The organism is Roseovarius gahaiensis (assembly GCF_011601345.1).
Lineage (GTDB): Bacteria > Pseudomonadota > Alphaproteobacteria > Rhodobacterales > Rhodobacteraceae > Roseovarius > Roseovarius gahaiensis.
The window spans coordinates 1-14,260 of sequence record NZ_JAAORB010000008.1 but is presented as its reverse complement, the minus strand read 5'-3'; the positions used below and the strand labels follow the sequence as shown (position 1 = coordinate 14,260).

The 14,260-nt window shown below is 61.2% G+C and carries 13 protein-coding genes; 4 read left to right on the top strand and 9 right to left on the bottom strand.

All coding sequences use genetic code 11. From position 1 onward, the window contains the following. Positions 1 to 54 precede the first annotated feature (54 nt). Complete coding sequence (locus HAT86_RS06400; RefSeq protein WP_167194615.1) at positions 55 to 825, bottom strand: EcsC family protein; 771 nt, start codon at positions 823 to 825, stop codon at positions 55 to 57. A 52-nt stretch (positions 826 to 877) separates the two neighbouring features. Further along, positions 878 to 1,363: a GNAT family N-acetyltransferase gene (locus HAT86_RS06395; protein ID WP_167194612.1), complete on the bottom strand. Its 486-nt coding sequence runs from the start codon at positions 1,361 to 1,363 to the stop codon at positions 878 to 880. Positions 1,364 to 1,449: 86 nt separating this feature from the next. On the opposite strand from HAT86_RS06395, the gene HAT86_RS06390 reads away from it, so the two are divergent. Continuing rightward, a complete protein-coding gene (locus tag HAT86_RS06390; RefSeq protein ID WP_167194609.1) occupies positions 1,450 to 2,055 on the top strand; it encodes a flavin reductase family protein in 606 nt (201 codons plus the stop codon). 36 nt (positions 2,056 to 2,091) lie between these two features. Here HAT86_RS06390 and HAT86_RS06385 read toward each other — a convergent pair whose 3' ends face one another. The 5 genes from HAT86_RS06385 to HAT86_RS06365 all read right to left on the bottom strand — a co-directional run bounded on the left by HAT86_RS06385 (position 2,092) and on the right by HAT86_RS06365 (position 7,221). After that, positions 2,092 to 3,489 (bottom strand): SPOR domain-containing protein, encoded by a 1,398-nt coding sequence (locus HAT86_RS06385; protein WP_167194606.1) that lies wholly within the window; start codon positions 3,487 to 3,489, stop codon positions 2,092 to 2,094. A 65-nt stretch (positions 3,490 to 3,554) separates the two neighbouring features. Then, on the bottom strand, positions 3,555 to 4,187 hold the full coding sequence (gene upp / locus HAT86_RS06380; protein WP_167194603.1) for a uracil phosphoribosyltransferase: 633 nt from the start codon (positions 4,185 to 4,187) through the stop codon (positions 3,555 to 3,557). A 72-nt stretch (positions 4,188 to 4,259) separates the two neighbouring features. Then, the gene (locus HAT86_RS06375) at positions 4,260 to 5,462 is read right to left on the bottom strand and encodes a phosphopentomutase (protein ID WP_167194600.1); all 1,203 of its coding nucleotides are present in this window, start codon (positions 5,460 to 5,462) and stop codon (positions 4,260 to 4,262) included. Next, the gene (locus HAT86_RS06370) at positions 5,459 to 6,766 is read right to left on the bottom strand and encodes a thymidine phosphorylase (protein ID WP_167194597.1); all 1,308 of its coding nucleotides are present in this window, start codon (positions 6,764 to 6,766) and stop codon (positions 5,459 to 5,461) included. The genes HAT86_RS06375 and HAT86_RS06370 overlap by 4 nt, the downstream gene beginning before the upstream one ends. Further along, positions 6,766 to 7,221, bottom strand: coding sequence for a cytidine deaminase (locus HAT86_RS06365; protein WP_167194594.1), 456 nt, complete (start codon positions 7,219 to 7,221; stop codon positions 6,766 to 6,768). The genes HAT86_RS06370 and HAT86_RS06365 overlap by 1 nt, the downstream gene beginning before the upstream one ends. 110 nt (positions 7,222 to 7,331) lie before the next feature. On the opposite strand from HAT86_RS06365, the gene HAT86_RS06360 reads away from it, so the two are divergent. The 3 genes from HAT86_RS06360 (at position 7,332) to HAT86_RS06350 (ending at position 12,418) form a co-directional block, all read left to right on the top strand. Next, on the top strand, positions 7,332 to 9,611 hold the full coding sequence (locus HAT86_RS06360) for an NADP-dependent malic enzyme (RefSeq protein WP_167194591.1): 2,280 nt from the start codon (positions 7,332 to 7,334) through the stop codon (positions 9,609 to 9,611). Between the two features lie 250 nt (positions 9,612 to 9,861). Then, positions 9,862 to 11,754 carry a propionate-CoA ligase PrpE gene (gene prpE / locus HAT86_RS06355; RefSeq protein WP_167194589.1) on the top strand — a complete coding sequence of 631 codons (1,893 nt, stop codon included), beginning with the start codon at positions 9,862 to 9,864 and terminating at the stop codon, positions 11,752 to 11,754. Positions 11,755 to 11,872: 118 nt separating this feature from the next. Continuing rightward, positions 11,873 to 12,418: a CIA30 family protein gene (locus HAT86_RS06350; RefSeq protein ID WP_167194585.1), complete on the top strand. Its 546-nt coding sequence runs from the start codon at positions 11,873 to 11,875 to the stop codon at positions 12,416 to 12,418. Positions 12,419 to 12,478: 60 nt separating this feature from the next. Here the strand turns inward: HAT86_RS06350 and HAT86_RS06345 are convergent, their stop codons facing one another. Both HAT86_RS06345 and HAT86_RS06340 read right to left on the bottom strand, forming a co-directional pair. Beyond that, a complete protein-coding gene (locus HAT86_RS06345) occupies positions 12,479 to 13,150 on the bottom strand; it encodes a DUF4396 domain-containing protein (RefSeq protein ID WP_167194582.1) in 672 nt (223 codons plus the stop codon). Positions 13,151 to 13,211: 61 nt separating this feature from the next. Further along, entirely contained in the window at positions 13,212 to 13,973 is a 762-nt protein-coding gene (locus HAT86_RS06340) for an NAD kinase (RefSeq protein ID WP_167194579.1), read from the bottom strand. Positions 13,974 to 14,260: the final 287 nt, after the last annotated feature.

Here is a 14,260-nt window from a genome sequence, read left to right as displayed (position 1 = left end):
GCGCACCGCCTGTCAGTGGTCATGGCCCTGAACACGGCGTTTCGTACAAATCTGTCACCGCTGCGCGACCCCGTCGCGCGCGACCTGCACCCGGAACTCTTCCAGCAGATCGGCATGGTCGCGGTCGGCCTCAATCGCCAGACGCCGCAGCCCGAAATGCACATGCGCCATCTGTTGATAATAGCTGGTATAGGCATAATTCGTGGCCGCCCCCGCCGCCGCCCCAAGCACAGGGATGGTCTGCGCGGCCAGTTTTTGGCCCAATACCGTCGCCAAACGGGGCGCAACGCGGGCAATCAGACCATGCACCGTGGCCCCCGTCACAGCCACGCGGGTGCTGAGAAAGGCAATATCGGCCCCATCGTCGTGATCCAGCGGCCCGGCTGCGGCGAAAACCTGAACACAATCAAAACGAACGCCTTGATCTTGCGGAGAAAAGCCGTGCTCTAACGCCACATCCTGTATCCCGCGCAACAAAATTGTCGTGGTAATCGGAAGCTCGGCCATGGCCGTGGGCAAGCCACCCCACCCACCGGCTGCCCCCATTGCGGTGGTCACCGCGCGTGTCATCCAGCCGGGGCTGTCGGCCACCACCCCGCGCGAGCGTTGCGCCGCCTCCATCGCATATGCAAGCGCTTGTTCGGTGGCATCGTTTAGCCTGCCGCGCACTGCTGGCGGCAGGCGATCCAACAGGCCCTCGGCCTGCCCGCCGATCAGGTTGAGCACCTGAATCCCGGCGTTCGAAGCACGGGCATGCCGCGCGACCAAGTCGGCGATCCGCACCGACACCTCATCGCTATCAATCTGCTTTTCAATGATTTCCATGAACCGCCCCGTTGCATCGTTGACGATAAGATCGGGCCTGCCAAGGCGCTTTTCAAGCCGCGCGTGTGACCTTGCCGGTTACTCCATCCCACGCCCCATCGGTCAGCGCCACACCCAAGATCCGGTCAGGGTTGGTGGGCGGGGGCATCTCGACCCCTGATAAGCGCCGAAAGCCGAACCTTTGGTAATAGGGCGCATCGCCCACCAAGATCACCCGGTCCCATCCCTTTTTCCCGGCCAAGCTCAGGCTTTCACGGATCAACCCAGCCCCCAAACCTTCGCCTTGCCGGGTCGGGTGAACGGCCACAGGCCCCAGCAACAAGGCCCGCGCGCCACCAACAGACACGGGCCAAAACCGGATGGCCCCGGCCAAAATCCCGTCAGGGTCGCGCGCCACAAGGCTAAGCCCGCGCACCGGCGGCACCCCATCCCGCAAACGGTATGACGACAACGCCTCGCGCCCCGGTGCAAAGCACAGGTCATACAGGGCCTCGACCTCCCACCAGTCATCATCTGTTTCAGGTCGCAGGTCGAACACGCTGCAACTCCTTGTGAAATCGGCTGGAATTGCGGGTAGCACGGCGTTACGACTTGCACAAACCCGTAAACCCCCGGAGGGACGCAATGTTCTATAAACCGCAAGACGGCCACGGATTGCCGCACAACCCGTTTAACGCCATCGTCACGCCGCGCCCGATTGGTTGGATTTCAACCCGCGGTTCCGATGGCCGGGACAACCTTGCGCCTTATTCCTTTTTCAACGCGGTCGCCTATGTGCCGCCACAAGTCATGTTTGCCTCGACCGGGGCGAAAGACGATCGCGGCGACACCAAGGACAGCGTTGCCAACATCCGCGACAGCGGCGTGTTTTGCGTCAACATTGTTGAGTTTGCCATGCGTGATGCAATGAACCGCACCTCGGGTCCGTGGGAAAAAGACAGCGACGAGTTCGAATTGGCCGACCTGGAAAAAGCCCAATGCGATACCATCGACTGCGCGCGCGTGATGGCGGCCCCGGCAAATCTGGAATGCAAACTGACCCAAATCGTGCAACTGCCCGGCGAGGCGAATTTTGCCGTGTTCGGTGAGGTGACAGGCGTCCACATGCGCGACGATTGCCTGAAAGACGGCAAGTTCGACGTGTTATCCTTCACCCCCTTGGCACGCTTAGGATACCGCGATTACACCACGGTCACCGAAACATTCAGCTTGCTGCGGCCGGGCGAATAACCGCGCGCGCCTTTTGGGGCTTGAACGCCGACCTCTTCAGTTGCGCAGGCGCGCGTTTGAAAATCCAGCGCCGCGCACGCGGGTCAGGGCGGTTTGTAGATCAGATTGCGTCCGGAACGGCCCGGTCGTCATCACGGTGTAGGATTTGCCACCGCGTGTCATCTTGGCCAGACGCGCGGGCAAGCCACGCGCCGCAATCTTTTGCGCCGCGCGCTGCGCTTGGCCGCGATCGGCAAAGACGCCGATCTGGATATAGCGGTGGCTGGCGGCTTTTTCCGGTGCCTTGGATCGGGTTGAGACAACCGCGCGCGGTGCCTGCCGTTCGGCCACCTTGCGGGTCGTGCTGCGAGTGCCGCGCGTCACACGAACCGGATCAGGCACCACTTGCCCGCGCGTCGAGATCGTCACCCCGGCGGCGCGCTGTTGCTCAAAGCTGGTATAGGGATATTGCAGGCCGGGGTATTTATAGGTGATGTCGCGGCCAGTCCTGCGGTCAATCAGATAGCGCGGCACGGTCTTGGACCACGCAACCTCCATCTGCGCCATGCCGTGCAGCGTTTGATGCGCGCGCTGCGGGTTCAGGCGATCATCATCCCAAACCGGCTTGTAGCCGTCCGGAATATACGTGCCCTTGGCATTCTGCTGATTTTCATAAACATGACGCGGCACCACGCGCACGGGTTGCCGTTGCGTTGCAGGCGCGCCTGGCCCCGTTTGGCTGTAGGAACGCGGCGCGGCGTGGGTGTTAGCCGACGCTGTCTGGCGAACGGGCTGCGTCTGGATCACACGGGCCGGACGGGTGGTTGCCCCTGATCCGCCACCGCCTTGCACGTAGGTCACATGCGGGGCCGTTTGCGGACCACACCGCACATCGCCCGACCCCATGTAACGGGTCGAGATCGCGCTGCCGCCCTGACAAGACGATACTTCCGTTTTCGCGGGCGCGCTTGGCGCTGTGCGGACAGGTTTCACTGTTTTAACGGCTGCAGGCGCGGTTTCCTGCGGCTTTTCAGTGCGGGCGGTCCGTGGCCGGGTTATCACAATCGGCTTTTTGCGGGCCGGGGCAGTGGCTGGCGCGCGCTTGTGCTCTGCGTTGCTCGGGGCCGGTTGGCTGGTTTTCTCAGGCCGCGATCTCGCAACCTTGCGCGCCGCAGGTTGTGCAGGTTCGGCGGCCGGTTTGGCCTTGGCGATCGACGGCTGGAAGCCACACAGCACCTCGCGTGATCGCGTCATACGCGGAATCCACGAGGTGTTCCCGTCAATTCCGGCGCGAATGAACACACAGCCCTTGCTGTCGACATATTGCCGCCCCTCGAAGGAGGAGGGCGGAAATTCTGCAGGAACGTCTTTGCTGGCCATGCTTTGCGCCTGCACAAACCCGACACCAACCGAGGCTGCGATCACGGCAATCGCCAAAACCCGTGTAACTTTCATAATTGCCCCCACAACTGTTGGGTGCAGAGTGCCTGATTTGTTACATCTAGTAAACAGTCTATCGCTTATTTAGTGCCATACATGCGATCACCCGCATCCCCTAGTCCCGGGAGGATATACCCCAAGTCATTCAGGCGTTCATCCAAAGACGCCGTGACAATGGGCACATCCGGATGCGCCTCTTTCATCCGCGCGACACCTTCGGGCGCGGCTAGCAAGCACAAAAAGCGGATATTCTTGGCACCGGATTGTTTCAGTAGATCCACCGCCGCCGCCGAGGAATTGCCGGTTGCCAGCATCGGATCGACCACAATGACCATACGCTCGTCCAGATGGTCGGGCACCTTGTAGTAATACTGAACCGGCTGCAACGTGGCCTCGTCCCGATAGAGGCCAACAAAGCCCACACGCGCCGACGGGATCAGCCCAAGCATTCCATCCAAAAGGCCATTGCCCGCACGTAGGATCGAAATCAGCGCAAGTTTGCGCCCAGCCAGAACCGGGGCATCCATTTCCTCAAGCGGGGTTTCGATACGCCGCGTGGTCATGTCCAGCTCGTAGGTGACCTCATAGGCCAGCAATTGGCTGATTTCGTGCAAAAGCTGCCGAAACACCGCCGTCGAGGTTTCCTTTTCGCGCATGATGGTCAGTTTGTGCTGTACCAATGGATGCGTCACGACGGTCAGGTGCTGTTTCATATGGGTGTCCTCGGCTTGCGAAAATCTGGCGTTTGCGCACTACATTTCAGAAACCACGCCACGGGGCAACGGTCATACGGTGCTGCGCTGCGGCAGAAAGCTGCGCCCCGGCCCTTGCGCGGGCACGCCAAGATGAGCCGCGACGCTGGCGGCCACGTCCACAAACGCCACCTGCCCGATCTGCCCCGCGCCATAGCCCGCGCCCAGAACCGGGACACGTTCGCGTGTATGGTCGGTGCCAGACCAGGTGGGATCATTGCCATGGTCAGCGGTGATCAGCATCAGATCGCCGCGGCGCAGTCGCGGCAACAACATGCCAATCTGGAGATCGAACCATTCAAGCGCCTGCGCATATCCATCAACGTCCCGCCGGTGCCCAAAAAGGCTGTCGAACTCGACGAAATCGGCGAAGGTCAGGCTGCCCTCTTCGGCATGGTCAATGGCGTTGGCCAGATGCGTCATCAGCTGTGCGTCAGAGCCTTTGTGGACATCATCAATCCCCTGCATGGAAAAGATATCGCCGATCTTGCCGATGGCATGCACCTTGCGCCCGGCCCCCTGCACCCAATCGCACAGCGTGGGCGCAGGCGGCGGCATGGCAAAATCACGCCGATTTTCCGTGCGGGCAAAGCCGCTAACGGCGTCTCCGACGAAAGGCCGAGCAATCACCCGCCCCACACGCATATCATGCAGCATCGGCGCGATATCGCGGCAAAGATCCAACAGGCGCTGCAAGCCAAACGCTTTTTCATGCGCGGCAATCTGAAGGACGCTATCCGCCGAGGTATAGCAAATCGGCCAGGCACATTGCAGATGCTGCGCGCCATAGCGCGCGATGATTTCCGTTCCCGATGCATTGCAATTGCCAAGGATTCCGCCAGTGCCAGCGGCCTGCGCAATGGCCGCGCTGACCGTGTCAGGGAAGGCCGGAACCGTGTCGGGGAAATAGTGCCACACCCAAGGCACCGGCACGCCTGCCAATTCCCAATGGCCCGACGGGGTATCCTTGCCTTGCGAGACTTCGTTCGCGCAGCCCCACAGGCCCTGCGGCACGCGCCCAAGACCGGGGGCCTGTGCCCCCGATGCCAATTCTATCGCCGCGCCAAGCCCAAGCCCATCCAACGTGGGCAGATGCAAACCGCCGGGCCGAGCCTGCGCGATATGCGCTACGGTGTTGGCCCCGGTGTCCGGCACATCCCCGCAAAAATACTGCGCCGCATCCGGCGCACCGCCGATCCCGACGGAATCCATCACGATCAGGAAGGCGCGGCTCATCCCGGCACCTGATTGAGGATCAGGGGCGATACCGAAGCGGCCTCATCGGTGATCGTGATCGCGTTCAGCAACGCCTTTGTTGCCCTGTCGGCCTGTTCGGGCGTGGCCGCGTGAATGCGCAGCAGCGGATCCCCTTTTTCGCGGTAAGCGCCAAGCGGGGCCACCCGATCCAATCCGACGGCAGGGTTGATTATGTCGCGTTCCACCTGCCGCCCCCCACCAAGAGCGATCACGGCCAGACCCATGGCCTCGCCCTGAATCGCGGTCACATAGCCTGCACGCGGGGCTGGCAGATCGCGGATCACAGGCGCTGACGGTAGGTGGTCTTGCCAGTGTTCGGCAAAATCTTTCGGCCCGCCCATGTCGGCCAGCATCCGGGCAAACCTGTCGGCCGCGCGACCACTTGCCAAAGCCGCCTGAATTTGCCCCTCACCGGCCTTGGGCGTGTCGGCCAGACCACCCAACACCAACGCCTGACCGCCAAGGGCGACCGACAGATCGAACAAGCGGCCATGGGTCTGCCCCGTCAAAACGCGCATCGCCTCGGCCACCTCCAAACCATTGCCAAGCGCCGGGGCCAATGGTTGGCTCATGTCGGTGATCATCGCCGTGGTCCGGCATCCAGCGGCATTGGCCGTATCGACAAGGGCAGTGGCCAACGCACGCGCGGCACCCGCATCTTTCATGAAGGCGCCAGAGCCGGTCTTCACATCCATCACCAACCCCTGCAATCCCGCCGCCAGCTTTTTCGACAGGATCGACGCGGTGATCAGATCAAGGCTTTCGACCGTCGCCGTGACATCGCGCACCGCGTATAGCCGCCGGTCTGCCGGGGCCATATCCGCGCTTGCGCTGACAATCGCACAGCCCACCCGCCCAACGATATCGCGCAAGCGCGCCTCGCTTTGGGTGGTTTGCAGGCCCGGGATGGCCTCAAGCTTGTCCAGCGTGCCACCGGTATGGCCCAAGCCACGCCCCGAGATCATCGGCACATACGCGCCACAGGCCGCCAAGGCCGGGGCCAGCACAAGGCTGACGCAATCGCCGATGCCACCGGTCGAATGCTTGTCGATGACCGGGCCATCGCAGTGCCATTGCAAAACCTTGCCGCTGTCGCGCATCGCCATGGTCAGGGCTGTGCGGCCCGCGTCCCCCAACCCTTTCAGCACGACCGCCATGGCAAATGCCCCGGCCTGCGCATCGCTGACACGCCCATCGGCCAGCCCTTTGGCGAACCATTGCAAGGCGTCGGCACTTGGTGTGTGTCCGTCCCGGATACCTGCGATGATCGTCCGGGCATCCATCAGCGGCCCTTTGCCATGCTGCTGGACGCAAAGGCGCCGGGCAATAGCGCCGACAGGGTTGCCGTGGCCTGCTGGCCATCGAGCGTGACCATGACAATCGGGGTTTCGTCACCGGCAAACTCGGCAAGGCGCTGACGGCATCCGCCACAAGGGCTGATCGGCTGCGGGCTGTCGGCGATGATCACCACCTCGGCAATCTGTGTCTCGCCAGCCGCCACCATCGCCGCAATCGCGCCGGTTTCAGCGCAGGTGCCTTCGGGATACGAGGCGTTTTCGACGTTGCATCCCACATACACCCGGCCCGAGGCCGCGCGCAGGGCGGCCCCTACCTTGAACCCGGAATAGGGCGCATGCGCATGGTCCCGGACGGCGCGGGCCTGTTCGATCAAACTCATTCTTGCGGCGCTCCTGTGCAGATCAGTTTTGCTGGCCGATAGGCCTTGACTGCCTTTCACATTGCGTCCCGTTCGCGCAGGATGCAAGCTGAGCCTATGGCTCGGGCAAAGCCGGATTGCGCGCACAGATTAATAGTTTAATACTAAACTAACACCAAAGGGAGGATTTCATGACCGACAGCCACAAGGAAAGCCTGCGACAAGCAGCCTTGACCTATCATGAATTCCCCAAGCCCGGAAAACTGGAAATCCGCGCCACCAAACCACTGGCCAACGGGCGCGATCTGGCGCGCGCCTATTCCCCCGGCGTGGCCGAGGCCTGTCTTGAAATCAAAGACGACGCGACCAATGCCAGCCGCTACACCGCGCGCGGCAACCTTGTAGCGGTTGTCACCAACGGATCGGCGGTGTTGGGCCTTGGCAATATCGGCGCGTTGGCCTCCAAGCCGGTGATGGAAGGCAAGGCGGTTCTGTTCAAAAAGTTCGCCGATATTGACTGTTTTGATCTGGAAATCGACGAAAAAGACCCCGAGAAACTGGCCGATATCGTGTGCTCGCTTGGTCCGACCTTTGGCGCGATCAACCTTGAAGACATTAAAGCCCCTGACTGTTTCATCGTCGAAAAGCTGTGCCGCGAGCGGATGGATATCCCCGTGTTCCACGACGATCAGCACGGCACGGCCATTGTCGTGGGCGCGGCGGCCACGAATGCTTTGTATGTGGCAGGCAAGAGATTTGAGGACATCAAGATTGTCAGCACCGGCGGCGGTGCGGCTGGTATCGCTTGCCTGAACCTGTTGCTGAAATTGGGCGTCAAACGCGAAAACATCTGGCTTTGTGATATTCACGGGCTGGTCTACAAAGGCCGGACCGAGGATATGAACCCGCAAAAAGCGGCCTTTGCCCAAGACAGCGATCTGCGCACCCTGGACGATGTGATCGACGGGGCGGATTTGTTTCTGGGCCTGTCGGGGCCTAAGGTGCTGACGCCGGATCATGTTGGCAAGATGGCCAAGCGGCCCATCGTGTTTGCCTTGGCCAACCCCACCCCCGAAATCATGCCCGACGAGGCCCGCAGCACCGCACCCGACGCGATTATCGCCACCGGGCGCAGCGATTTTCCCAATCAGGTCAACAACGTGCTGTGTTTTCCCTTTATTTTCCGTGGTGCGTTGGATGTGGGGGCAACCGAAATCAATGACGCCATGCAGATTGCCTGCGTGGATGGCATCGCCGAACTGGCCCGCGCCACCACCAGCGCCGAGGCCGCCGCCGCCTATCAAGGCGAACAACTGACCTTCGGTGCCGATTACCTGATCCCCAAACCATTCGATCCGCGCCTGTCGGGCATCGTCTCAAGCGCGGTGGCCCGCGCCGCGATGGAGTCTGGCGTCGCGACGCGCCCGGTGGAGGATCTGGCCGCTTACAAGGCCCGGTTGGATGCCAATGTTTTCAAGTCGGCCTTGCTGATGCGCCCAGTGTTCGAGGCCGCAGGCACGGCCGCCCGCCGGATTGTCTTTGCCGAAGGCGAGGACGAACGCGTTTTGCGCGCCGCACAGGCCATATTGGAAGAAACCACCGAAACCCCGATTTTGATCGGCCGACCTTCGGTAATAGATCGGCGCTGCGAAAGAATGGGGCTCGAAATCCGGCCCGGCCGCGATTTCAAAATCGTGAATCCCGAAGACGACCCCCGCTACCGCGATTATTGGGGCAGCTATCACGATCTGATGAAACGCCGCGGGGTGACGCCCGATCTGGCCAAGGCGATCATGCGCACCAACAGCACGGCCATCGGCGCGGTCATGGTGCATCGCGGCGAGGCCGACAGCCTGATTTGCGGCACGTTTGGCGAATACCGGTGGCACCTGAACTATGTCACACAGGTTTTGGGCACCGGTAATTTGCGTCCGCACGGGGCACTTTCGTTGATGATATTGGAAGACGGCCCGTTGTTCATTGCCGATACGCATGTGCATTCCCTGCCCACCCCGGAACAATTGGCCGAGGCGGCGATTGGTGCGGCACGTCATGTGCGCCGCTTTGGCCTGACGCCGAATGTGGCGCTGTGTTCGCAATCACAATTCGGCAATCAGGCCGAAGGGTCCGGCAAGCGGCTGCGCGCCGCGCTTGAGATACTGGATTCCGCGCCGCGCGATTTCGCCTATGAGGGTGAAATGAACGTGGATGCGGCGCTTGACCCGGACCTGCGTGACCGCTTGTTGCCCGAGAACCGGATGCAAGGCGCGGCCAATATCCTGATTTTCGCCCATGCCGATGCGGCGTCGGGTGTGCGCAATATTCTGAAGATGAAGGCCAGCGGCCTTGAAGTGGGGCCGATCCTGATGGGCATGGGCAACCGTGCGCATGTGGTCACACCGGGGATCACCGCGCGGGGCCTTCTGAACATGGCGGCCATTGCGGGCACCCCGGTTGCACATTACGGCTAAGGCTCGCCACTGCGGCGAATCTATGCGCAGGTGCGCCGCATCGCTTTGCAGAATAGCGCTTTGCAGATTTGCAGAACCGGCGTGATTTGCCGTGATAGCCCCCAAATTCATGGGGTTTGCAAAAATTTGCAGGCACTGCTGGGCTTTTTCTGCAAATGTCATGCGGTAATCTGTCCAACGCGGCGCCGCCTCTCTTGCCGCAAGGTGCTTGCGCCCGTAACACATTTGCAAAGGTTCGGAGGAGGACACCATGGTATACAATGACGTCTACGACAGCTGGAAACAGGATCCCGAAGGATTCTGGATGCGCCAAGCTCAAGCCATTGAATGGGACAAGCCTCCCAGCAAGGCCCTGTTCGACAAAGGCGACGACCTTTATGAATGGTTTGCCGACGGCATGGTCAACACCTGCTGGAACGCCGTGGATCGCCACGTTGAAAACGGGCGCGGCGCGCAGGCGGCGATTATCCATGACAGCCCTGTCACCGGCACCAAGCACAAGATCAGCTATGCTCAGCTGCGCTCACGGGTGGCACGGCTGGCGGGCGCGTTGCGCGCCAAGGGCGTCGAAAAAGGCGACCGGGTGATCATCTACATGCCGATGGTCCCCGAAGCGCTTGAGGCGATGCTGGCCTGCACGCGGATCGGTGCCGTGCATTCGGTGGTTTTTGGCGGCTTCGCGGCCCATGAACTGGCGGTGCGGATCGACGATTGCGCGCCCAAATGCATCATCGCCGCCTCGTGCGGGATCGAGCCGGGCCGGGTGGTGCATTACAAACCACTTCTGGACGGGGCGATTGACCAAGCCAAGCACAAGCCAGATTTCTGTGTGATCTTCCAACGCGAGGAAGAAGTCGCGCATCTGGAAGAGGGCCGCGATTTTGACTGGCACGGCTTCCAATACGGCGTTGAACCAGCCGAATGCCTGCCGGTCGAGGGCAATCACCCGGCCTATATCCTGTATACCTCGGGCACGACAGGCGCACCCAAGGGCGTGGTCCGCCACACCGGGGGCCACCTTGTTGCCCTGAACTGGACCATGAAAAACATCTACAACGTTGATCCCGGCGATGTGTTCTGGGCCGCGTCGGATGTGGGTTGGGTCGTTGGCCACAGCTATATCTGCTACGCTCCGCTGATCCACGGCAATACGACGATTGTGTTCGAGGGCAAACCCGTGGGCACCCCCGATGCCGGCACCTTCTGGAGGGTGATCAGCGAACACAAGGTGCGCAGCTTCTTCACCGCGCCCACGGCCCTGCGCGCCATCAAGCGCGATGACCCCAAGGGAGAATTGATCAAGGATTACGATATTTCCGGGCTGGGTGCCTTGTATCTGGCTGGCGAACGCGCCGACCCCGACACGATTGAATGGGCCCAAGAAGTGATGGGCGTGCCGGTCTATGACCACTGGTGGCAGACCGAAACCGGTTGGACCATCGCAGGCAACCCCGCCGGGATCGAGGCCCTGCCCGTCAAGATCGGGTCGCCCACAGTGGCGATGCCGGGCTATGATGTGCAAATCTTGGACGAAGCGGGCCACGAACTGCCCGCTGGCGAACTGGGTGCCATTGCCGTCAAACTGCCCTTGCCACCCGGCACCTTGCCAACGCTGTGGAATGCCGAGGATCGGTTCCGTAAATCCTACCTCAACACCTTCCCCGGTTACTATGAGACCGGCGATGCCGGGATGAAGGACGAGGATGGCTACCTGTGGATCATGGCGCGCACCGATGACGTGATCAACGTCGCGGGCCACCGTTTGTCCACCGGCGGCATGGAGGAAGTTCTGGCCGCGCACCCGGATGTGGCCGAATGTGCCGTGATCGGTGCCTCGGACCAGCTTAAGGGTCAACTGCCCATCGGCTTTCTGTGTCTGACCAAAGGCGTCAACCGCGATCACGCCGAGATCGTGCAGGAATGCGTCAAAATGGTGCGTGACCAGATCGGGCCAGTGGCGGCGTTCAAGCTGGCCGTGGTCGTGGATCGCCTGCCCAAAACGCGTTCAGGCAAAATCTTGCGCGCGATCATGGTCAAAATCGCTGACGGGGCCGACTACAAGATGCCCGCCACGATTGACGACCCCGCGATCCTTGATGAAATCAAGGACGCGCTTCAGACCATCGGGCTGGCCAAGACCTGACATCAGCACGGCTGAACCAAATCAGCGCCGCCGTCACGAATAACGGCGGCGCTGTTATTTTGCCGCACTCCAATTTTACGCGCCACCCCATATGTCGGGCGTGTATTGGAGGTTCGTCATGCTTATCCACCGCTTTATCGCCGCCTGCGCCCTGTTGTTTTTCGGCGTTCCGGGCCATGCTGGCCCTATCGAAGATTTCACACCACAGCCGCCGTCCGAATGGCGCTATTTCAGCGATCAGGTGATGGGCGGCGTCAGCGAGGGACAAGCCCGGCTACAAACCGTGAATGGGGAAGAGTGCATTCGCCTGACCGGCACCGTCAGCACCGAAAATCGCGGCGGATTCATTCAGGCGCGCGCCGATCTGGAGCGCGGTTTTCCCGCTGATGCAAACGGCGTTGTTCTGAAAGTGCGTGGCAATGGCCAGCGGTATTTCGTCCATCTGCGCACACAAGGGATGCTGTTTCCGTGGCAATATTACCAAGCGCCGTTCGACACCAAGGCCGAGTTGCAAACCATCCGCCTGCCCTTTAGCGCGTTCCAGCCATCGGGCCGGTTTCTGCGCAGCTCACCCCGGCCTGAAACGGTCACCAGCCTCGGCCTTGTCGCCTATGGGCGCGACCATCAGGCCGATGTGACCGCCCGGTGGATTGGGCTGTATTGAGGCGCATCAGCGATCCTGGACAGGGGTTTTACAGCGGCCCCGAAGCATCGGGCGTGCGCCTCAACCATGATGGGTTTCGCGCGGGTCCATCATGCCTTGTTTGATCCCCATGCGGATCAACAGGACATTCACAGGATAGGCCGCGATCAGACCACAGGTCAGCGACACGATCATGGATGACCAGAACAACACCTGACTTGGCCCCGCATCACCTGCCAGCGTCAAATCAACCCCGATCGCCACGACCTCCATCACCGTGATGCTGGGCGTCTCGGAATACAGGGCGTCTTTGGTCGCCGTGTAAAATTTGGTGCCTTCCTGCATCAACGGCCCCACCGTCAGGACAAACCCCGCCGCATAGGCAAACGCAAAGGTCATCAGCGCGGTGGCGGTTGTGCCAAGCGCAAGCACGCCCACAGCCAGCGTCAGCCCCACGATTTCCCCCGCCCCGCAGCCCGAATAACAATGCGCCACCGACCGCGCCGCACGGCGATACGTCCCGTCTTTGGGAATTTCCTTGCGCCCGGACCACCAGTAGACGCCTAAGCCGACGGGTCCGGAATACACCACGGTCAGTGCCCAAACCCATTTCATCAACGACATAAGATGCGCGTTGTTCAAACGCATGTCGCGGATCACGACCCAAAGGCTTGGCACCATCACAGCCGCCCAGCCAATCAAAAACCAAGGGCTGTGCAGCAGGGTCACAAAGAAGCCGTCACCATAATTCATACAGGAATCGTATCGTCAGACCTCTGGTCCCGAAACCCCCAAGCTCAATTTTTTGACAGGTTCAGACAAACTGCTCACGCAGCAGGCGTTCTTCCAACCCATGTCCCGGATCGAACAACAAGCGATGTTCAATGCTGGGGTCCGACTGGATTTCCACCCAAAGCACATTCTCGACCCAGATGCTGTCGGCATCGGCCATGACGGGCCGTCTGTCGGGGTTGATCACGTCAAACCGCACATGCGCCGTTTTAGGCAACAAAGCCCCGCGCCAGCGACGGGGGCGAAACGCAGCCACGGCCGTCAGCGCCAGAACATCCGACCCGATGGGCAGAATGGGGCCGTGGGCAGAATAGTTATAGGCGGTGGATCCGGCCGGCGTCGCCACAAGCGCGCCATCGCACACCAACTCTTCCAGCCGCAGCCGTTTGTCGATGGTGATCCGCAGTTTCGCAGCTTGCGGCCCGGCGCGCAGCAGCGACACCTCGTTGATCGCCAAAGCCTCATGCATCGAGCCATCGGCGCATTGCGCCGTCATCGACAAAGGGTTAATCACCTCTTCCTCGGCACAAGCCAGCCGCTCGCGCAGGTCGGTTTCCGAATATTCATTCATCAAAAATCCGACCGTGCCGCGGTTCATCCCGTAGACCGGCGCGCGTAGGTCTTGGGTGCGGTGTAGGGTTTGCAGCATGAAACCGTCCCCCCCAAGCGCCACAATCACATCGGCCTGGTCCTCAGGAACAGTGCCATACCGCCCAACCAGCGCGGCGCGCGCGGTTTGGGCCGATGGCGCGTCACTGGCGACAAAGGCGATTTTTCTATCCATCGGCGAACCGTCCCGTTTCCAAAGCGCGTCGTGTGGATCGGATCGAACCACATTTCCACCTGTTGCGCCAGTAATGCCGGTGGGACAAGCCCATTTGTCGCTTTACAACCTTCCAAGAGCGCTAGGTTTCCGATAGGAAATTGCAAAAGTCACACGGATGGAGTTGCCCGAATGCCTCATGATGGAAACCAAGCGTTTATCTCTGAAGGTTTTTTCACCGAATCCCTCGCGTCGCGCGATCCCGAGATTGCGCAGGCGATTGGCCAAGAGCTTGGCCGTCAGCGCGA